Genomic DNA, 25,500 nt, shown 5'->3' on the forward strand with positions numbered 1-25,500 from the left:
CCTTGCAGAATCGCGGAGGCCGCGCTAAGGGCGCTCCGGTTCGCGGGACATCCGGCTCGGATGCCTCGCCTTTTTCGTTATAAAACAATGGCGCAATCCCGCCGCGAAGCGGGCTCTGGGCTTTTGCTGTGAGGTTTACGGCTACATGCAAATCATCGTTCGCGATAACAACGTCGACCAGGCTCTGCGCGCGCTCAAGAAGAAGCTGCAGCGCGAGGGCGTGTATCGCGAGATGAAGCTTCGCCGGCACTATGAAAAGCCCAGCGAAGTGCGCGCCCGTGAAAAGGCTGCCGCCGTCCGCCGCGCCCGCAAGATGGAGCGCAAGCGGGCGGAGCGCGACGGGGTCAAGTAAGCCCCGCTTGCACCGAACACAGCTCTAAGGCATCGGGGCGCGGAGAAATCCGCGCCCTTTGCTTATCACCCGCGAGAACAGTTTATGACCGAGATCACCCGCGTACCGCTCCGGCCGATCACCAGGGGATCGCTGACCAAGCTGTGGCTGGGGGTCGCGGCGGCGGTGGCGCTGGCCGGCGGGCTCGCCTGGGCGGCCGCGCCGCAAGGGGTGCAGGTGGAAACCGTGGCCGAGGGCAACGGACCGCGTCCGGGACCCGACGATGTGGTGTTCATCCGCTATACCGGCAAGCTGACCGACGGCACGGTGTTCGACCAGTCGAAGGAACTGCCGTTCCCGACCGGTGGACTGCTGCCCGAAGGCATGCCGATGCAGGTGTCAGGCGTCGTCCCGGGCTTCAGCGAAGGGCTGCAGCAGATGCAGAAGGGCGGCAAGTACGTCCTGACCATCCCGTCGGACAAGGCGTATGGCGCCACGCCGCCCCCGGGCGCGCCGATCCCGCCCAATGCGGACCTCGTGTTCGATGTCGAGCTGGTTGATTTCATGAGCGAGGCCGATGCCCAGCGCCGGTTCCAGGTGCTGCAGCAGATGATGGAACAGCAACAGGGGCAGCAGGGTGCCCCCGGCCAGGCTCCGGGCGCGCCGCGCGATCCGGGCGCCCCGCAGTAAGCTTTTCACGACAAGCTCACCTTTCGCTCATGGCGCGCGAAATGTGATGCGCTAGCGTGGCTCCATCGAAATGCGAGGAGCCACCTGTGCGCGAAGCGACAACTGATGACCTGACCGGCGCTGACCCGACCGGACCTGACCTGACCGGGGAAGACCGGGCGGAATGGCCGCTTCGCCCATGGCTGTTGGCGGCCTTGCTGGGCGGCGCAGGCCTGCTGGTTTACCTTGCCAGTGGCGGGGACGGTCCTGACACGCGGGTCCCGTGGCGGGCAGCGGTCGTGGCGCTGTGCTTCTTCGGCCCGCTCGTGTTCGCCTTTACCCTTGAGCGGGGCCGGTGGAAGGAGCCGCTGGCGTTCGCCGCCCTGGCCGGGGCGGTCATGGCCGGTCTGGCGTGGCGCGCCGTGGCGGGCGCGGAAAGCTATGCCAGCCCGCAGTACGGCTTCCTCGCCGGAGTGATCGCCACCGCGATCGCGCTGCCGCTGTTCCAATCCGGTTTTCACCGCACCCGCTTCGCCACGTCCTATCCACTGGTGCACGGACACGCTTGGGACGATGCGATTTCTGCCGCGGGCGCACTGGCGTTCACCGGCGCGTCGTGGCTCCTGTTGCTGGTGCTGAGCGAGCTGTTCCACCTGCTCAAGATCGACATCCTGCGCGACGTGATGGACGAAGGGTGGTTCGGCTGGACCTGGTCGGGGGCCGCCTTTGGCGCGGCGCTCGGCGTGCTACGCAACGAAGCGCGGATCATCGGCACCCTTCAGCGGGTGGTGATGGTGGTGATGAGCATCTTGGGAGTGCCGCTGGCCGCTGGACTTGCGCTGTTCCTGGTGGCGATGGTCGTGTCCGGGCCGGACGTGCTGTGGCAGGCAACCCGCAGCGCCACGCCGGTGCTGCTGCTGTGCGCGGCGGGCGCCTGGCTGCTGGTGAACGCGATCGTGCGCGACCGCGATACCCAGACCAGCTCCAGCCGGATCTTGCGCGGCGCCGCGCTGGTGCTGGCGCTGGCGGTGCTGCCGCTGACCGCGTTCGCCGCCGTGTCGCTCGGCACCCGGATCGCGCAGCATGGCCTCAGTCCCGAACGCCTGTGGGGCCTGATCGCGATCGCGGCCGCGACTGCGTACGGTCTTGCCTGGCTGGTAGCAGTGGCACGCGGTTGGCGGAGCGGCGCCTGGCGCGAGCGGCTGCGGCGCGCGAACGTTCACCTGGCGGTGGTGATCAGCGCCATCGCGCTGTTCCTGGCGCTGCCGATCCTCGATTTCGGCGCGATCAGCACGCGCCAGCAACTCGCCCGGCTGGAGAGCGGCAAAGTCAGCGCGGAAAACTTCGACTACGACGCGCTGCGGTGGGACTTCGGCAATGCCGGCCGGCGCGCGCTGGCGCGGCTGGCCAAAAGCGACAACGCCACGGTCGCCGATCTGGCCCAAGTGGCGGCCGCGCAGACCGCGCGCACCTGGCGCGGCTTTGGCCGGCCGGTGCGCGATGCCGCCGACATCAACGTGCGGCTGCAGCCGGAAGACCCGGCGCTGCGTGCGCAGGTCATCCAGTACCTGCGCGCCAACCAATGGCTTTGCGACACCTACTGTGTCGCTCTCGATCTTGGTCGTGCGGCGAACGGCGCACGCGAGGTCGCGCTGGTGACGGGATCCACTTACCAGCGGGTGCAATTCCCGTCGGCGGGCGGCGGGGTGCAGGCGCCCGAGGTGACCCCGGCGGCCGTCCCGCTGACGCCGGACAGCGCGGTGGAGGTCCGCACGATCGAGCGCCGTTACATCATGGTGAACGGCAAGCCTGTTGGCCCGCCGCTGGACGATGCCGCACAGCCGCTTGAAGGTGCCGCCCCGCCTCGCTAACGCGCGGGCCATGTCAGTCACCCGCGAAACCGTGGCCAAGATCGCCAGCCTCGCGCGCATCCGCATGGATGAGCCGGCGCTCGATCGCATGGTCCCCGAACTCAACGCCATCCTCGACTGGGTCGAGCAACTGGGGGAGGTCGACACCAGCGGGGTGGAACCGATGACCGCGGTGATCGAGAATCACCAGCGGCTGCGCGACGACGTGATCGATGCCGACCCGTTGACCGGTGGCGGTATCCGCGAAGCGGTGCTCGCGAACGCGCCAGCCGCCGAGCACGGCTTTTTCGGCGTACCCAAGGTGATCGAATAATGACCGACCTGACCGATCTGGGCGTCAAGGCGATCCGTGACGGAGTGGCCGGCGGTGACTTCTCCGCGCGCGAAGTGGCGGAAGCCTTCAATGCCAACGTCGCCGCGGCGCAGGATGCGCTCAACGCGTTCATCGTCGCCACGCCGGAAAAGGCGCTGGAAGCAGCCGACGCAGTCGATGCGGCGCGCAGCCGGGGCGAGCCGCTCGGCAAGCTGGCCGGCGTTCCGATTGGCATGAAGGACCTGTTCGCCACCAAGGGGGTGCAGACCACCGCTGCGAGCCACATCCTTGAAGGTTTCGTGCCCGAATACGAGAGCACCGTTTCCGCCAACCTGTGGCAGGCGGGCGCGGGGATGCTAGGTAAGCTCAACCTCGACCAGTTCGCGATGGGTTCGTCGAACGAGACCAGCTATTTCGGCAACGTCATCTCGCCCTGGCGGACGAACGACGGTGGCAACGCCGCGCTTGCTCCCGGCGGCTCTTCGGGCGGCAGTTCGGCGGCGGTGGCGGCGCGGCTGTGTCCGGCGGCGACCGGGACCGACACCGGCGGCTCGATCCGCCAGCCGGCGGCTTTCGTCGGCATCTCGGGCATCAAGCCGACATACGGCCGGTGCAGCCGGTGGGGTGTGGTCGCGTTCGCCTCCAGCCTCGACCAGGCAGGCCCGATGGCGCACGACGTGACCGACTGCGCGATCATGCTGGAAGCGATGGCTGGCTTCGATCCCAAAGATTCAACTAGCCTCGACCTGCCGGTGCCCGAATGGGAAGCCGGCCTGTCCGATGACCTACGCGGCAAGCGCGTGGGCATTCCCCGCGAATACCGGATGGACGGGACCGACCCCGAAATCCTCGCCAGCTGGGACCAGGGCGTCGCGTGGCTGAAAGACGCGGGCGCCGAGGTGATCGAGGTCAGCCTGCCGCACACCAAGTATGCGCTGCCGGCATACTACATCGTCGCGCCCGCCGAAGCGTCGAGCAATCTGGCGCGCTATGACGGCGTGCGATACGGCCTGCGCGACCTGCCGCAGGGCGCGGGGCTGCAGGACATGTACGCCGCCACCCGCGCCGCGGGCTTCGGGGAAGAGGTCAAGCGCCGCATCCTGATCGGCACTTATGTGCTCAGCGCCGGGTTCTACGACGCCTATTACAACCAGGCGCAGCGGGTGCGGACGCTAATAGCGCGCGATTTTGCCGAAGCGTTCGAACAGTGCGACGTGATCCTGGCGCCGACCACGCCGACCGCGAGCTTCTCGCTGGGCGACAAGGTGGACGATCCGCTGGCGATGTACCTCAACGACGTGTTCGCCGTGCCCGCCAGCCTCGCCGGCCTACCCGCGATGAGCGTGCCGTGCGGGCTCAACGCCGCCGGCCTGCCGCTGGGGCTGCAGGTGATCGGCCGCGCGTTCGACGAACAGGGCGTGCTCAACGCCGGCCTCGCGATCGAGAAGCGCGCGATGTTCAACGCCAAGCCGGAGCGCTGGTGGTGAGCATCGCCACGATGGAGGTCATCGCGGGCATTGCAGTCGTGATCGTCCTGTCCATCATCCCCGCGATCATCGCGCGGCGAGTGCAGCACGGTGAAGCGCGCTTCGATAAAGACGGAAAGCTGATCAAAGATGAGTAGCTATCGCATCCAGGGCGCCACGGGCGAGTGGGAGGTCGTGATCGGGCTCGAGGTCCACGCGCAGGTCACTTCCAGCGCCAAGCTGTTCAGCGGCGCGGCGACCGCGTTCGGGGCGGAGCCGAACAGCCAGGTCAGCCTGATCGACGCGGCGATGCCGGGGATGCTTCCGGTGCCCAACCGCGAATGCATCCGCCAGGCGGTCCGCACCGGCATGGCGATCGAGGCGCAGATCAACCGGTGGAGCCGGTTCGACCGCAAGAACTATTTCTACGCCGATCTGCCGCAGGGCTACCAGATCAGCCAGCTCTACCACCCGATCGTGGGCGAAGGATCGCTCACCATCGAGGCGGACGAGAAGGCCGGCATTCCCGCAGACAAGGTCATCGGAATCGAGCGGATCCACGTCGAGCAGGACGCGGGCAAGCTGATGCACGATCAGCACCCGTCGATGTCCTACGTCGATCTAAACCGCAGCGGGGTTGCGCTGATGGAGATCGTCAGTCGTCCGGACATGCGCTCGCCCGCCGAAGCCGGGGCTTATGTGCGCAAGCTGCGCGCCATCCTGCGTTATGTCGGATCGTGCGACGGCAACATGGAAGAAGGCTCGATGCGCGCCGACGTCAATGTTTCGGTGCGCAAGCCGGGTGACGAGTTCGGCACCCGCACCGAGACCAAGAACGTCAATTCGGTGCGCTTCGTCATGCAAACGATCGAGCACGAGGCGCGCCGCCAGGTCGACCTGATCGAGGATGGCGGCACCGTGGTGCAGGAAACCCGGCTGTTCGATCCCGGCACCGGCGCCACCCGGTCGATGCGCAGCAAGGAAGATGCACACGATTACCGCTACTTCCCCGATCCCGACCTTCTGCCGATCGAACTAGACGATGCGTTCCTCAGCGCGTGCCGCGAGAGCCTGCCCGAGCTGCCCGACGCCAAGAAGCGCCGCTATGTCGAGGAACTGGGCCTCACCCCATACAATGCGCGCGAACTGACCGCCGAGGTCGAGGGGTTTCGCCGGTTCGAGGAGCTGCTGGCGGTGACCGCAGGCACCATCGGAAAGACCGGAGCCGACGTGGCGACGCAGGTGGCCAACTGGTCCTTATCGGTCGCGCCGGGCGTGCTCAGCGCCGCCGGTGCCGAAGAGCACGCGCCGCCCAAGGCGCAGGCAGCGATCCTTAGCATGCAGGCCGCCGGCGAAATCAGCGGCGGGCAGGCCAAGGAAATCTACGAGATCGTTCTCAAGACCGGGCGCGATCCGGGCGAAATTGCCGAGACCGAAGGTCTCAAGCAGCAGAGCGACACTGGCGCCATCGAAGCGGAGATCGACAAGGTGCTCGCCGCCAACGCCGACAAGGTCGCCGAATACCGGGGCGGCAAGGACAAGCTGTTCGGCTTCTTCGTCGGCCAGACCATGAAAGCGATGGCGGGCAAGGGCAACCCCGCCGTGGTCAATCAGCTGCTGAAGGCAAAACTCGACGCCGGCTGAGCGCGCCCGCGCTCAGCCCCACAGCCGCTCGCGATAGGCATCGAAGCACCGCTCGCCGCACTTGAGGCGGATCAGCGCGCCTTCGGCCATAGCGGTCGCACGGCGCGGATCTTCCTCCACTGCGGGGCGGATTGCTTCCTTGTTCCACTCTTCCGAATGCTTCACGTCGAGCACGGCATGGAGCGTGAAATAGCGCGCTTCCTTGGGCGTCAGACCCACGCGCTTGAGCGCGTTAGCCACCAGCGCCGAACGGCCGGGAGCGGTCAGTTCGACCACGCCCAGCGCACCGACCGACAGCCAGGCGTAACGCCGGTTGACGGCCATCGCCGTCATCGCGTTGGCCAGCGCCAGGCTCTCCCACACGGTGTTCTCGATCGTGGGGTCGACCTGCAACGTCTCGACCAGGGCATCGAGCATCGGGCCGTGCATGCCCTTGACGGTGCCGTGGCCCATCTCGTCCCAGTAGTTGCGGGCCAATTCCAGCTTGGGGCGGGTCGGCAGCTTTACCTGCGTGAGAGCAACCAGATCATCGAACCCTGCCTCTCCGGCCGCTTCCTGCTCGAAGAACCAGCGCAGTTGATCCTTGTCGGCATGCTCGGCGAGCCAGGGGAATAGCGGATCGCCTTGCCCCGGGCCTACCTGCTTCAGGTTCTCGAACCAGTCGATGAAATCTTCTGCGTCGGTGGGAGCGCTGGCGGCTTCGGCGCGCACTTCCGCGCGCAGCTCTTCGATGAATGCGCCTTCCAAGCGCTGCATACGATGATCGCGCTCGGCGGTTTCGCGCCAGTCATCCTGTGGGAGACCGGGCTCAAGCCGCTGGCGATTCCAGTGCGCGAGACCGCGCTGGAACGAGTCCGTGAGGAATTGCGAGTCTCGTCGGACCCGGTAGTCTGTGGCGCGCGTAGCCATGAGTGGATGCTGCTCCTTGTTCGACAAGAAAGCGTGCGAGCGCGCCTTGGGTTCCCTGGCTACTCCGTAAAGGATTGATTTTGAGGGCTGACTCTTATCAACTTTGGCCCTCCGACTCGCCGAAACCCCTTACGCGCAGCGAGCTTGTTCGATCCGCGCCCGGCCGCGCGATTTGGCGCTGAGGAGCGCCAGTTCGGCTTCGCGCAGAGTGGTGTCAGCGCAAATATGGAACGGCGCGATGCCGCCACTGGCGGTGAAGCGATGCTCCGTCCGGCCGGCCCCGTCCATCTCGCCCAAGGCCTCGACGACCCGCTGACAGGCTGCTATCGCGCGCGGCTGGTCGGCGTCGGGCAGGAGCACGCCAAACGTCCCGCCGTCGATCCGGCTGAGGATGTCGTCGGCCCGCAATAGCGTGCGCAGCAGGCGGGCGAAGGCGATCAGCACCCGGTCCCCGCCGCTGTGCCCGTGCCGCAGGTTGATCGTGCGGAAATGATCGAGATCGAACAGCGCCAGGTGTCCCGGCGCGCCGCTTTCCACCAGATGCCCCAGCATTCGGGTGAAGGCGGCGCGGTTCGTCAGGCCGGTCAGCGGATCGGTCATGGCGGCCACGAACAGCCGGTTCTCGAGACTGCGGCGATCCTCGATCGAGCGCATCATGCACAGGGCGCCATTGCGTTCGGGCAGGGCGCCTAGCTTCATTTCCATCCACCGCTCGGCGCCATCCTGCGCGACCACCAGCACTTCGATCCAGCCGCCGCCCATGCTGCCGGCCATCGCCGCGCTGTGTTCGGCGATGACGATGTCGGCGAACGACGGGTCGATCAGTTCCAGGATGTGCCGGCCCACCGGATCGCCGGCGAACGCCATGCCCAGCCGCGAACTGCCGGCCGTGGCGTGAACGATCCGCCCGCGTCGATCGGTCTTGACCACCAGGTCGGTCGGGCTGGTCGCGACCAGCCGGTACAGCGCCGAGCATTCGCCCGGCGAAATCGTGCCCCACATAGAACCGCACAGCCCCTGCCTTGCCGCCGCCCCCCGCGTCCACCCGGCGCGAGAAGCACGCGTGCCCCCTGCAACGTCAGGCGAGCCTGACGCACTACGACCTCAGAGCAGCCGAAACTGCTCCGCGGGGTTTCGAACAACCGTTAGCCGCTCCGGTTAGCCTAAACTAACTATCTGATATAAAAGCTAAAAGCGATTCGTTAACCAACTTCGTCATGCGCCGGAATTACAACTGATCGCAAGGTTTTTTGCCCGGCTGAGTGCCTATAGCTCGATCATGATCCGCACGCGGGACGGTTCCACTCCGTATGCATCGGCGATCCTGCGGCGGCTCAATTCCAGTTCCCGATCGGGGCCGGGGGCTGCCGGTTCCAGCCCAGAAAGGCTGACGCCCAGGACATCCGCCAGTGCCGCAAGGCGCCGTTCCACCGGGCGCGACTTGCCGTGCTCCCACGCCCATACGGTCGGCTTGCTGACGCCGAGCCGGTTGGCGATTTCCCCCAGCGAGAGGCCGCGAGCGATGCGCAGGCGGTGGAACCGGGCGCCGAAATCCTCCGCGCCCGCTCCCGCGTCAGCGGCGGCAAGCGGTTCGCCGCGCAACTGCGCCGCACTCAGCGCCGCCGCGCCGAGCGGTTCGGCAAAACGGCACCCGAACATCGGCGCATCGGCCCAGACGACTTCGGCGCTCTGTTCCCCCGCCTGGGGCAGTTCAACGGCGAAGGTGTCGCCTTGCCTTAGTGGCTCGCGGGTTTCGATCAGCAGGCCGCTTTGCGACACGTTGTGCACCGTGACCGCGCCGTCACCGCGGGCGAACTTGCCGGTGGTGCCGAGCCGCAACATGCGGCGGCCATCGCCGCGGCGATTGGCGGCATCGCCCTCGAAACGGGCTGCGATCTTCACCGGCGACTCTCCTGTTATTGAAACCGGAGAATCGCGCCTGAGGGTTAAGACCGGGTTAGCTTGACCCCGCCGCCGGGCGCGCGCGGGGCTCCACTCGGCGGATCATGCCCTCCTGCGCCACGCTGGCGACCAATCGGCCATCCTGGAAGATTTGCCCGACGTTGAACCCGCGGCTGCCGCCGGACCATGGGCTTTCGCAGTGATACAGCAGCCAATCGTCGGCCCGGAACGGCGCATGGAACCAGATCGCGTGGTCCAGGCTGGCGCTTTTCACCTCGCCCCGCATCCACGACAGGCCATGCGGCATGATGCTGGTGCCCAGAAGCTGCATGTCGCTGAGATAAGCGAGCACCGCGCGGTGAATGCGCGGATCGTCGGGCAGCGGGGCGCGCGCGCGGAACCACGAGTTTTGCAACGGCTCCTGCGGGCCCTCGCTCAGCCAGTGGCGCGCAGTCGTCGCCTTGATCTCGATCGGGCGCGCTTCCGTGAAGATATGACGGACCCGCTCGGGCATGGTTTCCGCCACCCGCAGGCGCAGCACCTCGTCGCTTTCCAGGTCGTCGGGCGGAGGCACGTCGGGCTGCACCGCGCGCTCGTGCTCCAGGCCGGGCTGGTGCTTCTGGAAGCTGGCCGCGAGGTTCAGAATCGGCTGCATCGTGCCGTCAGGCCCGGGCTGGCTCGCGACGACGCGGCGGTTGGAGAAACTGCCGCCGTCGAGCTGGCGGTCGACGGTGAGCTGGATCGGATGATCCTCGCTGCCCCCACGCAGGAAATAGGCGTGGAGCGAATGGGCGGCGCGGTCATCATCCACCGTGCGCTCCGCCGCGATCAGCGCCTGGCCGATCACCTGGCCGCCGAACACCCGGCCGACGCCGCCCTTCTTGCGCGGTCCTTCGAAACGGTCATCCCCCAGCGGCGCGGGATCGAGCAGCGCGAGAAGATCGGCGATCAGTTGTTTATCGTTCGGCATGTCGGTCATCCGCGTGCCTTGCGGCAGCTTTACGCTTGCGTCAACTTGCCCTGAGAAGGCGCCGCCAGGTGCGGAAGGCCAGCGCCTTGCCGCGGTTGGTCTGGGGCCAGCGGCCAGGCGCGCGGGGTCGCAGCCCGGCCGAGCGCAGCACGCCGTTCCAGCAGCGCGCGTCGGCTTCGGCGAACGACCAGTCGCTGCGCCAGGTGATCGACAGGGAAATGGAGCTGACCGGGCCATTGCGCACATGATGCGGCGCCATCACCGGCACCATCACCGCTGCGCCCGGGCCGATGGCGAAGGCGGTGCCGCTGGCGGCCAGCTCGTCGCGCCAGACCAGCTCACGCGGGCCGCCGGAGTGATAGCTTTCGTGCGTCGTATCGGGCGCGAAGCGGGGATCTCCGGCCGGGAACTGGGTCATCACCTTGTGGCCCGCCAGTTGCAGCAGGATGTTGTGCTCAGGATCGAAGTGATAGGGCGTCACCGCATTGGGGCTGGAGATGAACACGAAGCCCTGCGGCCGCAGCATCGCGCCGGTCTTCGCCTCTATTTCGCCCCGCAGCTCGCCGAGCAACGCCAACAGCAGCGCCTCGTAAGCCGGATCCTGCTCGATGTTCTTGAGCACCGCCCAACTGTCGCTGATCGCGATGTGGCGGATGGTGTCCTCGATCCCGATGCCCGTGGGGGCAGGCTTGCCATCGACGCCCAGCGGCAGGTCGCCGCGATTGTACTCGATCGCGGTGTCCGGCAGCTTGCCCGCCAGCGCGGCGAGCGCGTCCAGCGTCAACAAGGGGTGTTCGGCCAGGTCGTGCCGCAGGATGACGGGCGTTTCGGGATAGGCTGCGGCGAACTGCACGCGCGCCTGCGGCCCGAACACAGGGCGGTCGGTGATGGTGAAGCCGGTCAGCCCATGCATGGCTTACAATCCTTCGGCAGGTCTGCGTAGTTCGGCGCGGAAGATGGCGGCGGCGGCAGCGCGGCGGAGCGGGCCGCCGATCGCGATGCTGACCCGAACGACTGGGCGCTTTTCGCGCCAGATCCTCTCGATCATCGGGTGGTCGGCGGCGGCGCAGCTGTCGGCCCAGGCTATGTCCTGGCGCGCGAGCAGGGCGAGGTTCTCGCGCTGCAGCAGCACGCCGGGGGAGAACCGGGCGTAGCGTTCGTCGTACGTGGTCTTGAAACTGTAGGCGCCGGGCGGGCTGATGAAGTTCGCCAGCTTGGCGATCGGCGCGCCGTCGAGGGCGAGGGTCAGCCGCTCCAGCCGGCCACGCCCGGCGGCGCCAGCGAGCGACTGGCGGAAGAACGCCGCCGTCGCAGGATCGCAGGCGAGCGCCGAATTCTCGCGGCCTTTCCAGCCAGCGCGTTCGAGCGCGAGGAATGCGTCGGTCCACGCGTCCAGCCCGTCCGGGCCGGTCTGCCGGTCAAACGACAGGTCCCCCTGTTCGGCCAGCCGGGCGTGCTGGCGCCGCAGTTCCTTGCGCTTCTTGCCGCTCAGCGCCGCGTCGTAATAGTCCTGCGGCGCAAGATCGGAGGCGAGCAGTGCACGGTCGAGCCGCTGAACCACCGCTGCCGGTCGCTGCTCCACCGCGCAGACATCGCGCAGCGCCGCGAACAGCGGCCCATCGGCGGGCAGGCCCTGAAGGTGCAGGAACAGCGCGCGGCCGGCGTGGCGATCCGCCCACCGCAGCAGTGCACGCCAGAACGCGTGTTCAAGGCCGGCGGCCGCCAGCGGCGCTCCGCAAAAGGCGTTGGCGTGCATCCAGTTGCCGAGGTGCGGGAGAGGGCGCCCGGCGTAGGACAAGCGGCGAGCCAGCGGCAGGACGCCGACGAGCGTGCCATCCGCGGTGACGGCGGCAAGCCGGACCCCGTCCCGGCGATCGAACGCCGCCAGTCCCGCCTCTAGGCACCAGCGTTCGGCAAACGGGTTGGGCTCGGCGGCACCGCTGGCCAGCGCGTCCCATCCGGCGCGGTCGGCGAAGTCACGCCAGGGCACCACGGCGCAGCAGGCGTCGATCCCGCGGGTCGATCGGGTGAGGCCGAGCGGTTGTTCCACCTGTGCGCCGGTAGCGGATCACCCTGATGGAAGCTTTAACACATGCAGCAAAAACCCCGCCCCGTATCGAAACGGGGCGGGGTTCTGGCCACCGGTTAAGGTGTAGGTGGTCGATCAGGCTCCCGCCCGCTTAGACACCAGCCTGGGCGGCCAGCGCCGCGAGCAACAGCAGCGCGACGATGTTGGTGATCTTGATCATCGGGTTCACCGCCGGGCCGGCGGTATCCTTGTAGGGATCGCCGACGGTGTCGCCGGTCACCGCGGCTTTGTGGGCTTCGGAGCCCTTGCCGCCGTGATGGCCGTCCTCGATGTACTTCTTGGCATTGTCCCACGCCCCGCCGCCGGCGGTCATGGACAGCGCCACGAACAGCCCGCTGACGATCACGCCGAGTAGCAGCGCGCCCAGTGCGGCAAAGCCGTTCTCCTGCCCAGCGATCGCGGTGATCGCGAAGTACACTACGAGGGGTGCGAGCACCGGGAGCAGCGACGGGATGATCATTTCCTTGATCGCCGCCTTGGTCACGAGGTCGACCGTGCGGGCGTAGTTGGGCTTGGAGGTGCCGGCCATGATGCCCGGATCGCCCGCGAACTGTTCGCGCACATCCTTCACCACGTCGCCTGCCGCGCGGCCGACGGCGGTCATGCCCATCGATCCGAACAGGTAGGGCAGCAGTGCGCCGAGCAGCAGCCCGACGATCACATACGGGTTTTCAAGGCTGAAATCGACGTCCGCGCCGGGGAAGTACTCGGCGAGGTCGGCGGTGTAGGCGGCGAATAGGACCAGCGCAGCGAGGCCCGCCGATCCGATCGCGTAACCCTTGGTCACTGCCTTGGTGGTGTTGCCCACCGCGTCGAGCAGGTCGGTCTTCTCGCGCACGCTGTCGTCGAGGCCCGCCATTTCGGCGATGCCGCCGGCGTTGTCGGTGACAGGGCCGTACGCGTCGAGTGCCACCACCATGCCGGCCAGCGCCAGCATCGCGGTCGCCGCGTAAGCGATGCCGATCAGGCCCGCGAGCTGGTAGGCGATGACGATGCCCGCCACGATCACCAGCGTCGGCAGCGCGGTCGCTTCCATGCTGATGGCGAGGCCCTGGATCACGTTGGTGCCATGGCCGGTTTCCGACGACTTGGCGATCGAGCGCACCGGGCGATAATTGGTGCCGGTGTAATACTCGGTGATCCAGATGATCAGTCCGGTGATGACCAGGCCGAGCAGCGAACACCAGAACAGGTCCATGCCGGTGAACGACACGACCTGTTCGGACAGGCCTTCGGTCGCCAGCGGATCGCCGATGCCGACGCCTTCCGGATTGGCGCCGATGGTGGTGCCGAGGCCAACGGCATAGTCGATGGCCAGCCAGATCAGCGGGATCGACAGGATCGCGGTGACCAGGAAGCCCTTGTACATCGCGCCCATGACGTTTTTGCCGCCACCCAGACGCACGAAATAGGTGCCGATGATCGAGGTGACGATGCAGGCGCCGCCAATCAGCAGCGGCAGGCTCATCATCGGCATCAGCAGATCGCCGAGGCCCTTCATCAGCAGCGCAGTCAGCACCATCGTCGCGCCCACGGTCACGACATAGGTTTCGAACAGGTCGGCGGCCATGCCGGCACAATCGCCGACATTGTCGCCCACGTTATCGGCAATCACCGCCGGATTGCGCGGATCATCCTCGGGAATGCCAGCCTCGACCTTGCCGACGAGATCAGCGCCGACGTCGGCCGCCTTGGTGAAGATACCGCCGCCCAGGCGCGCGAAGATCGAGATCAGCGAGGCGCCGAACGCCAGCGCAACCAGCGCGTCGATCACGGTGCGGTCATTGGGGGCAAGGTTCATCGGCCCGGTAAGGACGTAGAAGAAGCCTGCGATGGCCAGCAGCGCCAAGCCCGCCACCAGCATTCCGGTGATCGCGCCGGCGCGGAATGCTAGCGTCAGACCCTGTTGCAGCCCTTCGCTCGCCGCCTGCGCGGTGCGAACGTTGGCGCGGACCGAGATGTTCATGCCGATGAAGCCGGCCACGCCCGACAGGATCGCGCCGAGCACGAAGCCGGTGGCCGAGATCGGCCCGAGAAACACGGCGACGAGCACCGCGACAACCACGCCGACCACCGCGATGGTGGTGTACTGGCGCCGCAGGTAGGCCTGCGCGCCTTCCTGGATTGCGGCGGCGATTTCCTGCATCCGGGCGTTGCCGGCGCTGGAGCTGAGCACTTGGCGGCTGGTGACGAAGCCGTACACGATCGCCAGCAACCCGAGTATTATCGATATCAGTACAAGGTCCACGTAAGTCCCCTCCTGCTTAGTGGAAAACCGCTTCTCCCGAGCGGCTAGAGGCGTCGAGGTATAGGCAAGCGATTCGGGTGCGCAAGAGCCAAACGCGCGCAGCGCCGGGGCGCACGCTCAGTGCTGATAACCCAGCGAGTCGTCTGGCGCGGGCGCGGTCCCGTTGATCAGCAGCGACGAGCCTGCGAAGGGGCGTGCTTCGCCAATCTGGTGCGCCGGGATCGGCGGTTTCCAGTGGACCGGCAAGGTGAACAGCAACTGGTAATCGTCCCCCCAGCGCAGCGCTTCGGCGCGGCGGTCCTCGGGCGCGCTGATCGGCACCGCAGCCGTGTCGATCGCCAGCGTCACGCCGCTCGCGTCTGCCATGCGCCGGGCATCGAGCAGTAACCCGTCGGACACGTCCATCATTGCACTCACCAGCGGTGCGAGCGCCCGTCCCTCTGACAGCAGGGGGCGCGGGCGGCGGAACGCGGCGCTGTCGGCGGCGGTGCCGTCGCGCAGCGCCTCGAACCCCAGCATCGCCGCGCCGACCGGTCCGGTGAGCCACAGCGTGTCGCCCGCGCGCGCACCGCGACGGTCGGGCACCGGACGGTGGGTGGCACGGCCGACCGCGGTCAGCCCAAAGGTGCGCGGCGGCCCGCCCGCGACGGTATCTCCGCCAAGCAGCGGTACCCGGTACTCCTGCAGCACCTCGCCAAGGCCGGTGACGAACCGCTCGTCCTCAGCGCCCAGCATGAAGCCGAGCAATACCCCGATGGGCTCCGCGCCTTTTGCGGCGAGGTCGGACAGGTTGACCGCGACCAGCTTCCACGCGACGTCTGCCAAGTCCTGTCCGGGTAGCCAGTGGACCCCTTCGACCATGGCATCGTGCGTCAGGACCAGCGCTTCGCCGCCGATTTCGATCACCGCTGCATCATCGGCCAGGCCGCGCGCGGCGGGTGTGTCCGCCAATCCGCGGAGCGCTGCGATGAAGGAAGCCTCGCGGCTCAGCGCGCGTCCTTGGCGACGGCATCGAGCACGCCGTTGACGAACTTCGCCTCGCGATCGTCGAAGAACGCCTTGGCCACATCGACCCATTCGCTGATCGCCGCGCCGACCGGCACATCCGGCCGGGCGAGCAGCTCGTAGGCGCCGGCACGCAGGATCTGCAGCATCGTCTTGTCGAGGCGCTTGAGCGTCCAGCCTTCCGCCAGCTTGGCGGCCAGCAGATCGTCGATTTCCTCGGCGCGAGCGATCGCGCCGCGCACCAGGTCGTCGAAGAACGCCACCTCGGCATCGGCGAATTCGGCGTCGTCCTCGTCATCGCTCATGCCCAGGCGGTGCTGGTGGAACTCGTCGAGCAGTCGGGCGGTGGGGGTGCTTTCCAAATGGTGCTGGTACAGCGCCTGGACGGCGGCCAGGCGGGCGGCGGAACGCGCCTGGGAGCGCGGGTTCTGGTTCATTTCAGGCGGACCTCGATGGATGCGGCATGCGCCGGGAGCCCTTCGGCGTGCGCCAGGGCGGCCGCGGCGGGGCCGATGTTGCGAAGCGCGTCCGCGCCGAGTTCGATGAAGCTGGTGCGCTTCATGAAGTCGAGCACCGACAGCCCGCTGGCGAACCGCGCGCGGCGGCCCGTGGGCAGGACGTGATTGGGGCCGGCGACGTAATCACCCACCGCCTCGGGCGCCATGCGGCCCATGAACACGCTACCGGCATTGCGGATGGCGCCAAGGAACGGCTCGGGATCGTCCACCGCCAGTTCGACGTGCTCGGCAGCGAGCGCGTTGGCGAGTTCGATCGCCTGCTCCAGCTGTTCGACCACGATGATGACGCCGTGATCGTCCCAGCTCGTCTGCGCGGTGCGGCGGGTGGACAGCATGGCGCACTGAACGTCGATCCGGTCGGCCACCTGGTCGGCGAAGTGCTCGTCATCGGTAATCAGGATCGACTGCGCATCGGGATCGTGTTCGGCCTGGCCGAGGAGGTCGGCGGCGATCCAGTCGGGATCGTTGCGGTTGTCGGCGATCACCAGGATTTCGCTGGGGCCCGCCACCATGTCGATGCCCACCACGCCGAAGAGCTGGCGCTTGGCCTCCGCCACCCAGGCGTTGCCGGGGCCGGTGATCACGTCCACCCGCTTGATCCGGTGGGTGCCATAGGCGAGCGCGGCGACCGCCTGCGCGCCCCCGACGCGCCAGATCTCGTCCACCCCGGCAAGGTGCGCGGCGGCCAGCACCAGCGGGTTAGCCGTGCCGCCGGGCGTGGGCGTGACCACCACCAGACGCTCCACGCCGGCGACCTTGGCGGGGATCGCATTCATCAGCAGCGACGAGGGATAGGCCGCGCGCCCACCCGGGACATACAGTCCCGCGGCGTCGACCGGGCGCCACTTTGCGCCCAGGCGGACGCCGGCGCTATCGGTTTGGTCGCGGTCGGCCGGGCGCTGGGTCTCGTGAAATGCGCGGATGCGCTCCGCCGCCAGCGTCAGCGCATCGCGCAATGCGGGGTCGAGCGCGTCGAACGCCGCGCGGCAATCGGCAAGGTCGATCCGCCAGTCACCCTCGTCGGTCAGTTGGTGGTCATCGAAGCGATGGGTGTATTCGGCCAGCGCGGCGTCGCCTTTCGCCCGCACGCGGGCGATGATCGCCGCGACGTCAGCCCCCACGTCGCCGCCGCTTTCGCGCCGGTCATCGACGATCCGGCGGAACCGGGCGTCGAAGTCCTTGTCGGTGATCCGCAGCCGTTTCAAGCCGCGAACTCCCGGAACCGCTCCACCAGCGCGAAGACCCGCGGGTCTGTCTTGAGCGCGGCGCGGTTAACGATCAGCCGCGCGCTCACCTCCATGATCGTGGCGGTTTCCACCAGGCCGTTCTCCACCAGCGTGCGCCCGCTTTCGACGAGGTCGACGATGCGCCCGGCAAGCCCGAGCGCCGGGGCGATCTCCATCGCGCCGTTGAGCTTCACGCATTCCGCCTGAATGCCGTGCGCTTCGAAATGGCGGCGGGTGAGGCCGGGGTACTTGGTCGCCACCCGCACGTGACTGGCCCCGTCGATCGAGGCGCCGCCGCCGGCCGGCTCGGCCACCGAGAGCCGGCACTTGCCGATGCCCAGGTCGACCGGCGCGTAAAGGTCCGAATAGTCGAACTCCTCGATCACGTCGGAGCCGACGATGCCGGCCTGCGCCGCTCCATGGGCAACGAACGTCGCGACATCGAACGCGCGCACGCGGATCACGCGAAAATCCCGGTCTTCGCACCCGAACGCCAGGCGACGGTCGGCCTTGTCGTGAAAGCCTGCTTCGGGCACCACTCCGGCGCGCGCCATCAGTGGCAGCGCCTCGTCGAGGATGCGCCCCTTGGGGACGGCGAACGTCAGCGCGGTCTTGGACAGGGGCGGGGCCATCGCGGGGCGCTTAGGGCAAACCGGCGGGGAAGGGCAACGCGAACATGGCCGAACATGGCGAGAAGCCGCAGTATCAGCGGATCGACCTCGATGCGAAAGGGGCCGGCACCGTGGCGACCGCGTTTTCCAACCAGGTCGCGTACTGCACCGCGGCGGACGCGCCGATCACCGCGCGGGTGGTGGCAGCGGTGGGCGATTTGCTGGACGATCAGACCCCGGGCGTGCTGCTCGACCGCATCCGCGGGTGGGAGGGCGCGCCGCTCGCCGATGCGCTGCCGCTGCGGATCGCGGGCGGATTGCACGCGCTGTTCCTGTCGGGCGACGCGCCGGCCCTGGGCGCGATCTATCGCGGGGAGGATGCCGACGATGCGGCGATTGTGCGCCAGGTGATCGCCGCGCACGAAGATCGGCTGCTGCCTTCGCTCGATGGCCCGCCGCAAACGAACGAGGCAGGGCGCTCGTCGAGCTTCATCGCCGCGGTGCTGTGGCTCGCGGAACAGGGCCTGCCTGCGCGGTTTCAGTGCCTTGAAATCGGTTCGAGCGCCGGGATCAATCTGATGATCGACCGTTATGCCTATGATCTGGGAGGGGTGAAGGCCGGCCCGTCCGATCCGGTGTTGGCGTTCGCGCCCGATTGGCAGGGCAACCCGCCGCCTGACCACCCGGTCGCCATCACCAGCCTGAAAGGCTGCGATGTCGCTCCGGTCGACCTGACCGACCCGGCGCAGGCGCTGCGGTTGAAGGGGTATATCTGGCCCGAACACGGCGTGCGGTTCGAGCGGATGGACGCGGCGATCGGGGCGGCGCGCGCCAAAGCGCCTGACCTGGTGCGCATGAACGCCGCCGACTTCGTCGAGGCGGAACTGGCGCGCCCGCAGGAACCGGGCACCACCCGGATGCTGATGCATTCGATCGTCTGGCAATATGTGCCCAAGGATCAACAGGCGCGCGTCACTGCGGCAATGGAGGCCGCCGGCGCCGCGGCCACGGCGGACCGCCCGCTCGCTTGGGTCGCGCTGGAGGCGAACCGCGACACGCACCGGCACGAGCTGATGGTTCGCTATTGGCCGGGCGGCGAGGAGGGGCAGCTACTCGCCGAGGCGCACCCGCATGGGGCGTGGATCAGGTGGAAGCCTGAGCCAAGTCCGCTTCGGCAGGCGCCGACCCCAAAGCTGCCCGTCCGCTAGCGACCCATTGCGGACATTCGCCGGTCCATTATCCATGCACCGCGATAAGTCACCTAGCGGAAAGCAACCCCGTCGATGTTTGCGCCAGTGCTTAAGTTCCTTGCGGTCGTTCTTTGGGCGCTAGCCTCGTTTGCCTATTGGGTCATAGCCCTGTTGGGGGCAGGCTTCGCAGGGTTCCCGGGAGCTTTAGTAGTGCTTGCCATTGCCTTGGTGGTTTGGCTCCCTGTGACCACACTGTTGTCAGACTGGCTGGGATTTACACGGGTATGGCCGCACAATCGGTGAATTAGGCCGCATGTCCGCTTTCCACCCAATATCGGACATTCAGGTCATCCGCTCAAGAAGCGCAAAGCGGGCGCCTGTTTTCTCGCTTAGCCGGTCCTTGACAGAAAATCCGCAATCGCCACGTTCACCGCATCCGGCGCTTCCCACGGCACGAAGTGGCCGCTGCCGGGCACCTCTACCAGCGTCAGGTGGTCGATGATCGCGTCCAGGCCCTCCAGGTTCTCGGGCGGCAGGGCTAGGTCGTCCATCCCCCAGATCACCAGCGTAGGGATCGACAGGTTGGGGAGCGCCGGCGGAGTCCAGCCGGCAGGCACCTCGAACGGCGCGTCCATCGGGGGCACGTCGATGGGCGACGCGCGGTACCAGTTGAGCATCGCGAACGCGGAGTCGCGATCCTGCCAGTCCTGCAGCAGCGCGGCGCGCTCTTCAGGTTCCATCACGTCGCCGCTGTCCCACTTGATCTCCTGCAGCAGGATGCCGGCAAGGCCGAACTCGCGGACCAGCGCATCGTTCTTGGGGTCGCGGAACCCGCGCATGTACTGGCTGGATTCGCGCTGGTGCGGATTGGTGTAGAGCAGTTTCTGGAAAATCGCCGGATGCGGCGCGTTGGCGATGATCGCGCGGGTTACCCGGCCGTTCATCTGGCCTGAAATCGCGGTGCCCCAGGCAATCGCGCCGCCCCAGTCGTGGCCCAGGATCGTGAAGGTGTCGATGTCGAGCGCGTCGGCCAGCTGGAACACGTCGCCGATCAGCTTGTCCGGCGTGTAGTCGCTCACCTCTGGCGGCTTCGACGAACCGCGGTAGCCGCGCTGGTCGGGCGCGATGCAGCGGTAGCGGTCGGAAAAGTGCGCCACCTGGTGCCGCCAGGTGCGGTGGCTTTCGGGAAAGCCATGGAGGAAGATCAGCGCCGGCGCATCGGTCGGCCCTTCGTCCACCACATCGAGCGCGATGCCATTGGCGAGCGTCACCCGGTTCATGCGCTATTCTCCCTTCAGGCGCTGCATGTACCCGGCGGCGACCATCGCCGCGACTTGGTCGAACAGCGCATCAGGCGTGCGCCGCGCTTCGCCCATCGCCTTTTCCGCGCCTTCGGCCACGATGATCTCGCGGGCGCCGGCGGCGATCGCGTCAAGCATTTCGGCGGCGGCGGCATCGGGGTCGATCCCCTCGTCGATCGCCTTGTCGCTTTTGCCGCGCACGCTTCCGTCCGCGGTCAGCGCGTTGCGGCTGACATCGGTGCGGATCGATCCGGGGTAGATCACGTGCACCGCGACGCCGCTTTGCGACAGCTCCCCGCGCAAGGCGTCGGCATAGCCCGCCAGTCCGAACTTGGCGGCGGAATATGCCGTGCGCATCGGCACGCCGACCTTGCCGGCGATCGAGGAGATGAAGGCTAGCCGACCGCTGCCCCGTTCGCTCATCGGGCCGATCAGCCCTTGGGCAAAGGCGATCTGGGCGAGAAGATCGACCTCGATGATCTCGCGGTAGACCCGCATGTCGGTTTCGACCGCGGCCGACCGCTGGGAAATGCCAGCGTTGGCCACCGCCAGATCGACCGCGCCTTTCCACGCCAGCGCCTTTCCGGCCGCCTCCGCGAGCGCCGCCTCGTCGCGCACGTCGAACGGGAGGATCAGCGACTCACCGTTCAACGAACCGGCGACCTCGCCCAGCCGGGCCTCGTCCCGGCCCGACAGGATCACGTGCCCGCCGCGCTTCGCCCAGCCGCGTGCCAGCGCCGCGCCGATGCCGCTCGATGCGCCGGTAATCCAGGCGACTTGTCCTGCCATGCTCATGGATAGCTCACTGTGTTGGGTTGATCGGGAATGGGAATGAACTCGTCCGTGTCGCCCGGCACCAGCGGGAAACGCCCGGCGCGCCAGTCGTCCTTTGCCTGGTTGATCCGCTCGCGGCTGGAACTGACGAAGTTCCACCACACGTGCCGCTTGGTCTGGAACGCCTCGCCGCCCAGCAGCATCACCCGCCCGCCGCCATCCGATGCCAGCCGCATCGCCGCGCCCGGTGCCAGCACCGTCAGCACGTATGGATCGAGGGGGTGGCCATCGATCGACGCCGTGCCGCCGACCAGCATCACCGCCCGCTCATCGGCCTCGGCATCGATCGGCAGCGTGCCCCCGGCAGCCAGGTTGATCTCTGCGTAAATCGTTTCGGCGTGAGTCGTGGTCGGGGCGCGGGTTCCCCACAGTTCGCCCATGATCACAGTTGCGTGGGCGCCGGAATCTTCCACAATCGGCAATCCGATCTGCGCCTCGAAGGCAGGTTGCACCTCTTGTGCGTCATCGGGAAGCGCCAGCCAGGTCTGCATGCCAAAGAGTTTGGCGCCCCGGTCACGCTCCTCCTGCGGGCTGCGTTCCGAATGCACGATACCGCTGCCCGCGGTCATCAGGTTGACCTGACCCGGACGGATCGTCGCGTATGTGCCCAGGCTGTCGCGGTGATCGATCGCCCCTTCGAACAGCCAGGTGACCGTGGCCAGGTTGATGTGCGGATGCGGGCGGACGTCCATCCCGGCCCCGATATCGAGCGTTGCGGGACCGAATTCATCCACGAAGATGAACGGACCCACCATCGTCCGTCCGCGGCTGGGAAGTGCGCGGCGGACCTGAAATTGTCCCAGGTCGTGCGTGACCGGTTGAATGGTGTCGATCACGCTCATGCTTCGGCTCGCTCCAGCAGGGTCAGGATTTCGGGGGGAAAGATCCTTTCGTGCCACCCGGCCAATTCGGCGCGGGTGAACCAGCGGTGATCCAGCATGATCTGGCGTTCGAGCTCGGTATGACCGTCGGTACGGATGTCGCAGGTCGGCACCCGGACGCGGAAGTATCGCTCGTCAGCGGTGACCGGCTCGCCCTCGGCGGTGACGAACTCGTTGCCCCGCTCCGCGATGGCAGGCCCGGGGTCGCACGCCAGCCCGGTCTCCTCCAGCAGCTCGCGCCGTGCGGCGGCTGCGAAACTTTCGCCGGGGTCGCATTCGCCGCCGGGCGTGGCCCAGAATGGGGAGCGGCCGCCGAAGGTGAAGCGAAACAGCAGGACCCGGCCGGCGTCGTCGGTCACCAGCAGCCGCGCCGCCCGGCGAACGCGCCTTGCCGTGGTTGCGGTCGTCATTGCCGGGTGCCGGGGGCAAAGGCGCGGATCGCCAACGCGTGCACGCGGTTGCCGGGAATGTCGCCGAGGGCACGGTTCACCATCCGCTGCCGCTCCAGTCGCGACTTGCCGGCGAAAGCCGCGCTCTCGATCGCGACGGTAAAGTGCGATTCGCCGCTTCCATCATCGCCGCTGTGTCCGCGATGCTTAGCGCTGTCGTTGATGACCTCAAGGTGCAGCGGCGCGAACGCTTCCCGCAGGAGAGTTTCCATTTCCAGTTGTAGCGGCGTGCTCATGGGGAGCAGGTTTGGGGGTTCACATGCGGCTTGTCCATTCCCATCCTTGGCCGGTGAAGCAGTCCAGATTCCATGGCCGGGTCGAAGCGGACGATCGCGAGTGTGAGGCGGTCGGATGCGAGGAACCGGGAGAATTCCGCGCGCCCGGCAACCGCGGGGCGGGGTTCGACGGGCCGGGGCAGTGGCGCTGGTTCTGCCTCGATCACGTGCGCCTGTTCAACTCGAGCTATAACTGGTTCGCCGGGATGAGCGCGGACGAGATCGTCGCCGCGCAGCATCCGGCGGCGGGTTGGGCGAATTCCAGCACCACCCGCGCGTTCCGGGCCGATGCCGGTGTCGACGGCACTCCGCGGTGGGCGGACTTCGACGATCCGCTGGACGCAATTGGCGCGCGGGCACATGACGTTCGGCAACGCGCGCGAAGGGAAGCAGCCACATCGCGCTTCACGCGTGACGAGCGCGCGGCGCTCGACACGCTGGAACTGGCGCCGGGCGTCGATCGGGCCGGACTGCGGCGGCGCTACAGCGAACTGGTCCGCCGCTACCACCCTGACCGGAATGGCGGCGACCGGCGGCATGAAGTGCGGCTGACCAGCGTGGTGGAAGCGTATCAGCTCTTGAAGAAGAGCGCCGCGCTCGCCTAACCGGGCGGGATGAAATTCATCCGCTTCGCCGCCCTTGTCCTCGCCGCCACGGCGGTGCCCGCCCATGCGGATACGCTGGTGGACAATGTCCAGGGCATGTCCATCGATCGCGAGGGAAAAGTCACCCGCTTCACCGGCATCTGGATCGATGACGATGGCCGGGTGAAGCAGCTGCTGGACCGCAAGGACAAGCGTCCGCGCGCCAAGTACGGGATCGACGCGCAGGGAGCGGTGGTCATACCAGGCCTGGTCGATTCGCATCTCCACATGATGGAACTGGGGTTCGGCGCCCTGACGCTGGACCTGACGCAAACCCGTTCGCTGGCAGAGGCGCTGGCCAGGATCCGCGAGTATGCCGCGGCGCATCCCGACCGCAAGTGGATCATCGGCCGGGGGTGGAACCAGGAGACCTGGGGGCTGGGCCGCTTCCCCACCGCCGCCGACCTCGACGCTGCCGTGTCGGACCGCCCCGTGCTGCTCGCGCGGGTCGATGGCCATGCTCAATGGGCGAACAGCGCCGCTCTCGCGGCCGCAGGGATCAGCGCGCAGACCGCCGATCCCGCCGGCGGCCGGATCGAGCGGCTCGCCGGATCGCGCGCGCCGGCGGGCGTGCTGGTCGATAACGCGATGCAACTGGCCGAACGCGCCATGCCCGCGCCGCGGCCTGACGACTACGATGTGGCCTTGGCGAAGGCGCAACAGATACTGCTGTCCCGGGGGATCACCGCAGCGGCAGACATGGGGACCACCATCGAAGCTTGGCAGAGCTATCGCCGCGCCGGCGACGACGGCTGGCTCCGGGTGCGGATCATGGCCTATGCCGCAGGGGTTCCGGCGATGGAACTGATCGCTGGCCCGCGGCCCACTCCTTGGCTCTATGCCGATAAATTGCGCATGGCCGGGGTGAAGCTGTACCTTGACGGGGCGCTGGGCTCGCGCGGGGCGTGGCTAAAGGCCCCTTATGCCGATGACCCCAGGAACACCGGTTTGCCCTTGCTGACCGGCACGCAGCTCAGGAACCTGATGAGCCGCGCCGCCCTCGATCAGTTCCAGGTCGCGGTGCACGCGATCGGTGACGCCGGCAACGCCGAGGCGCTGAACGCGATCGAGGAGCTGTCTGAAACCTACAAAGGCGATCGGCGCTGGCGGATCGAGCATGTGCAGGTGGTGGACCCGGCCGACATCGCGCGGTTCGGGCGGAACGGCGTGATCGCTTCGATGCAGCCAGTGCACCAGACATCCGACCGGCTGATGGCTGAGGCGCGGCTGGGTCCCGCCCGGCTTGCGGGCACGTACGCCTGGCGCTCGATCGATGCAGCCGGCGCACCGCTGGCATTCGGCTCTGATGCACCGGTGGAGGCGCCGGACCCGTTCGCGGGCATGGCAGCGGCGATCAGTCGGACGGGGCCCGATGGCCAGCCGTTCGGCGGCTGGATGCCGGGCGAGACGGTGAGGCGCGAAGCCGCGCTGGCCAGCTATACCGCTCAAGGAGCGTTCGCCGGTTTTGGCGAAACGCGATTTGGCGAACTGAAGCCCGGCTTGCGAGCGGATTTCGTGATCATCGACCGCGATCCGATGCTGGCCACCCCCCAGGATCTACGGGCGGCAAAGGTCCTGCAAACGTGGGTTGGCGGAGAACGGGTCTATGTCGCTGGCGACAAGGCTGGAGAACGCCAAGAGGGACGTTAACCTCATCGTAACTCACTTGGTGCCAACCCACGCTCCGCTCCGCAAGGTCACTGATCCGTCAACGCGACGGGAACAGGCTGGCTTCTGGAAGGTTGGTGGTGCGGCTTGGTGGAGCCGAAAGGCGTACCGTTGCGCAATTGCAGCAACGGCATGAAATTGAACCAAGCGACTGTAATTTTCGCAAAATTGCGCAACAACCGGGGTTGCCTGAATCGCCGACCTCATCTAGGGGCGGTCGGGACTGACCATAGAATACCAAGACTTCGAGGAGATATCATATGAAGATCAGCAAACTGGCTACTGCCGCTGCAGCAGCAACTCTCATGGCGGCTCCGGTCGCCGCTCAGGCCGCTCCGCAGCGCGCCGCAGCACCGACTGTTGAAGGCAGCGAAATCGGCGGCTCGTCGAGCGCGCTGATCATCGGCCTGCTGGCGCTCGCCGCCATCATCGCCGCGATCGTGATCGCGACCGGTGACGACGACGACTCTGTCAGCGCCTAAGCTT

At 67.5% G+C, this 25,500-nt stretch carries 27 protein-coding genes; 11 read left to right on the forward strand and 16 right to left on the reverse strand.

Annotation, left to right across the window (positions count from 1 at the left end; translation table 11 throughout):
- Positions 1-145: 145 nt before the first annotated feature.
- From rpsU to gatB, 7 genes are all read left to right on the forward strand, one after another.
- Complete coding sequence (gene rpsU, locus C0V74_RS11395; protein WP_131624750.1) at positions 146-352, forward strand: 30S ribosomal protein S21; 207 nt, start codon at positions 146-148, stop codon at positions 350-352.
- 84 nt (positions 353-436) lie between these two features.
- Positions 437-1,021, forward strand: coding sequence for an FKBP-type peptidyl-prolyl cis-trans isomerase (locus tag C0V74_RS11400; RefSeq protein WP_143251843.1), 585 nt, complete (start codon positions 437-439; stop codon positions 1,019-1,021).
- Positions 1,022-1,107: 86 nt separating this feature from the next.
- A complete protein-coding gene (locus C0V74_RS11405; protein WP_143251844.1) occupies positions 1,108-2,871 on the forward strand; it encodes a DUF4153 domain-containing protein in 1,764 nt (587 codons plus the stop codon).
- 10 nt (positions 2,872-2,881) lie between these two features.
- Complete coding sequence (gene gatC, locus C0V74_RS11410) at positions 2,882-3,184, forward strand: Asp-tRNA(Asn)/Glu-tRNA(Gln) amidotransferase subunit GatC (RefSeq protein WP_143251845.1); 303 nt, start codon at positions 2,882-2,884, stop codon at positions 3,182-3,184.
- Positions 3,184-4,671, forward strand: coding sequence for an Asp-tRNA(Asn)/Glu-tRNA(Gln) amidotransferase subunit GatA (gatA, locus tag C0V74_RS11415; RefSeq protein WP_143251846.1), 1,488 nt, complete (start codon positions 3,184-3,186; stop codon positions 4,669-4,671). The genes gatC and gatA overlap by 1 nt, the downstream gene beginning before the upstream one ends.
- A complete protein-coding gene (locus tag C0V74_RS12945; protein ID WP_165938515.1) occupies positions 4,668-4,808 on the forward strand; it encodes a hypothetical protein in 141 nt (46 codons plus the stop codon). Before gatA ends, C0V74_RS12945 begins: the two co-directional genes overlap by 4 nt.
- Positions 4,801-6,294: an Asp-tRNA(Asn)/Glu-tRNA(Gln) amidotransferase subunit GatB gene (gatB, locus tag C0V74_RS11420; RefSeq protein ID WP_143251847.1), complete on the forward strand. Its 1,494-nt coding sequence runs from the start codon at positions 4,801-4,803 to the stop codon at positions 6,292-6,294. Before C0V74_RS12945 ends, gatB begins: the two co-directional genes overlap by 8 nt.
- A 12-nt stretch (positions 6,295-6,306) precedes the next feature.
- Here the strand turns inward: gatB and C0V74_RS11425 are convergent, their stop codons facing one another.
- From C0V74_RS11425 to hisG, 11 genes are all read right to left on the reverse strand, one after another.
- Complete coding sequence (locus C0V74_RS11425) at positions 6,307-7,203, reverse strand: iron-containing redox enzyme family protein (protein ID WP_143251848.1); 897 nt, start codon at positions 7,201-7,203, stop codon at positions 6,307-6,309.
- Positions 7,204-7,332: 129 nt separating this feature from the next.
- Positions 7,333-8,205: a sensor domain-containing diguanylate cyclase gene (locus C0V74_RS11430; protein WP_143251849.1), complete on the reverse strand. Its 873-nt coding sequence runs from the start codon at positions 8,203-8,205 to the stop codon at positions 7,333-7,335.
- 264 nt (positions 8,206-8,469) lie between these two features.
- The gene (locus C0V74_RS11435) at positions 8,470-9,105 is read right to left on the reverse strand and encodes a helix-turn-helix transcriptional regulator (RefSeq protein WP_143251850.1); all 636 of its coding nucleotides are present in this window, start codon (positions 9,103-9,105) and stop codon (positions 8,470-8,472) included.
- Positions 9,106-9,160: 55 nt separating this feature from the next.
- Positions 9,161-10,084, reverse strand: coding sequence for an acyl-CoA thioesterase II (locus C0V74_RS11440; RefSeq protein WP_143251851.1), 924 nt, complete (start codon positions 10,082-10,084; stop codon positions 9,161-9,163).
- A gap of 31 nt (positions 10,085-10,115) precedes the next feature.
- Entirely contained in the window at positions 10,116-10,988 is an 873-nt protein-coding gene (locus C0V74_RS11445) for a transcriptional regulator (RefSeq protein ID WP_143251852.1), read from the reverse strand.
- 3 nt (positions 10,989-10,991) lie between these two features.
- Positions 10,992-12,125: a GNAT family N-acetyltransferase gene (locus tag C0V74_RS11450; RefSeq protein WP_246844871.1), complete on the reverse strand. Its 1,134-nt coding sequence runs from the start codon at positions 12,123-12,125 to the stop codon at positions 10,992-10,994.
- 130 nt (positions 12,126-12,255) lie between these two features.
- Positions 12,256-14,412 (reverse strand): sodium-translocating pyrophosphatase, encoded by a 2,157-nt coding sequence (locus tag C0V74_RS11455; RefSeq protein WP_143251853.1) that lies wholly within the window; start codon positions 14,410-14,412, stop codon positions 12,256-12,258.
- Between the two features lie 117 nt (positions 14,413-14,529).
- Positions 14,530-15,402: a thiamine-phosphate kinase gene (gene thiL, locus C0V74_RS11460; protein ID WP_246845010.1), complete on the reverse strand. Its 873-nt coding sequence runs from the start codon at positions 15,400-15,402 to the stop codon at positions 14,530-14,532.
- Entirely contained in the window at positions 15,399-15,854 is a 456-nt protein-coding gene (gene nusB, locus C0V74_RS11465) for a transcription antitermination factor NusB (protein WP_143251855.1), read from the reverse strand. The genes thiL and nusB overlap by 4 nt, the downstream gene beginning before the upstream one ends.
- A complete protein-coding gene (gene hisD / locus C0V74_RS11470) occupies positions 15,851-17,140 on the reverse strand; it encodes a histidinol dehydrogenase (protein ID WP_143251856.1) in 1,290 nt (429 codons plus the stop codon). Before hisD ends, nusB begins: the two co-directional genes overlap by 4 nt.
- Complete coding sequence (gene hisG / locus C0V74_RS11475; RefSeq protein ID WP_143251857.1) at positions 17,137-17,793, reverse strand: ATP phosphoribosyltransferase; 657 nt, start codon at positions 17,791-17,793, stop codon at positions 17,137-17,139. The genes hisD and hisG overlap by 4 nt, the downstream gene beginning before the upstream one ends.
- Positions 17,794-17,837: 44 nt before the next feature.
- On the opposite strand from hisG, the gene C0V74_RS11480 reads away from it, so the two are divergent.
- Positions 17,838-18,980 (forward strand): DUF2332 domain-containing protein, encoded by a 1,143-nt coding sequence (locus C0V74_RS11480; protein WP_143251858.1) that lies wholly within the window; start codon positions 17,838-17,840, stop codon positions 18,978-18,980.
- Between the two features lie 371 nt (positions 18,981-19,351).
- Here the strand turns inward: C0V74_RS11480 and C0V74_RS11485 are convergent, their stop codons facing one another.
- The 5 genes from C0V74_RS11485 to C0V74_RS11505 are packed head-to-tail and all read right to left on the reverse strand — an operon-like array spanning position 19,352 to position 22,663.
- The gene (locus C0V74_RS11485; protein WP_143251859.1) at positions 19,352-20,242 is read right to left on the reverse strand and encodes an alpha/beta hydrolase; all 891 of its coding nucleotides are present in this window, start codon (positions 20,240-20,242) and stop codon (positions 19,352-19,354) included.
- A gap of 3 nt (positions 20,243-20,245) precedes the next feature.
- A complete protein-coding gene (locus C0V74_RS11490; protein ID WP_143251860.1) occupies positions 20,246-21,058 on the reverse strand; it encodes an SDR family NAD(P)-dependent oxidoreductase in 813 nt (270 codons plus the stop codon).
- A complete protein-coding gene (locus C0V74_RS11495; RefSeq protein ID WP_143251861.1) occupies positions 21,055-21,939 on the reverse strand; it encodes a pirin family protein in 885 nt (294 codons plus the stop codon). Before C0V74_RS11495 ends, C0V74_RS11490 begins: the two co-directional genes overlap by 4 nt.
- The gene (locus C0V74_RS11500; protein ID WP_143251862.1) at positions 21,936-22,388 is read right to left on the reverse strand and encodes an NUDIX domain-containing protein; all 453 of its coding nucleotides are present in this window, start codon (positions 22,386-22,388) and stop codon (positions 21,936-21,938) included. Before C0V74_RS11500 ends, C0V74_RS11495 begins: the two co-directional genes overlap by 4 nt.
- Positions 22,385-22,663 carry a BolA family protein gene (locus C0V74_RS11505; protein ID WP_143251863.1) on the reverse strand — a complete coding sequence of 93 codons (279 nt, stop codon included), beginning with the start codon at positions 22,661-22,663 and terminating at the stop codon, positions 22,385-22,387. The genes C0V74_RS11500 and C0V74_RS11505 overlap by 4 nt, the downstream gene beginning before the upstream one ends.
- A gap of 53 nt (positions 22,664-22,716) precedes the next feature.
- Here C0V74_RS11505 and C0V74_RS11510 point away from each other — a divergent pair, with 53 nt between their 5' ends.
- From C0V74_RS11510 to C0V74_RS11520, 3 genes are all read left to right on the forward strand, one after another.
- Positions 22,717-23,307 (forward strand): J domain-containing protein, encoded by a 591-nt coding sequence (locus C0V74_RS11510; RefSeq protein WP_143251864.1) that lies wholly within the window; start codon positions 22,717-22,719, stop codon positions 23,305-23,307.
- Between the two features lie 9 nt (positions 23,308-23,316).
- On the forward strand, positions 23,317-24,996 hold the full coding sequence (locus C0V74_RS11515) for an amidohydrolase (RefSeq protein ID WP_143251865.1): 1,680 nt from the start codon (positions 23,317-23,319) through the stop codon (positions 24,994-24,996).
- Positions 24,997-25,274: 278 nt separating this feature from the next.
- Positions 25,275-25,496, forward strand: coding sequence for a hypothetical protein (locus C0V74_RS11520; protein WP_143251866.1), 222 nt, complete (start codon positions 25,275-25,277; stop codon positions 25,494-25,496).
- Positions 25,497-25,500 lie beyond the last annotated feature (4 nt).

The sequence above is a fragment of the Altererythrobacter sp. TH136 genome (assembly GCF_007065885.1).
GTDB lineage: Bacteria > Pseudomonadota > Alphaproteobacteria > Sphingomonadales > Sphingomonadaceae > Tsuneonella.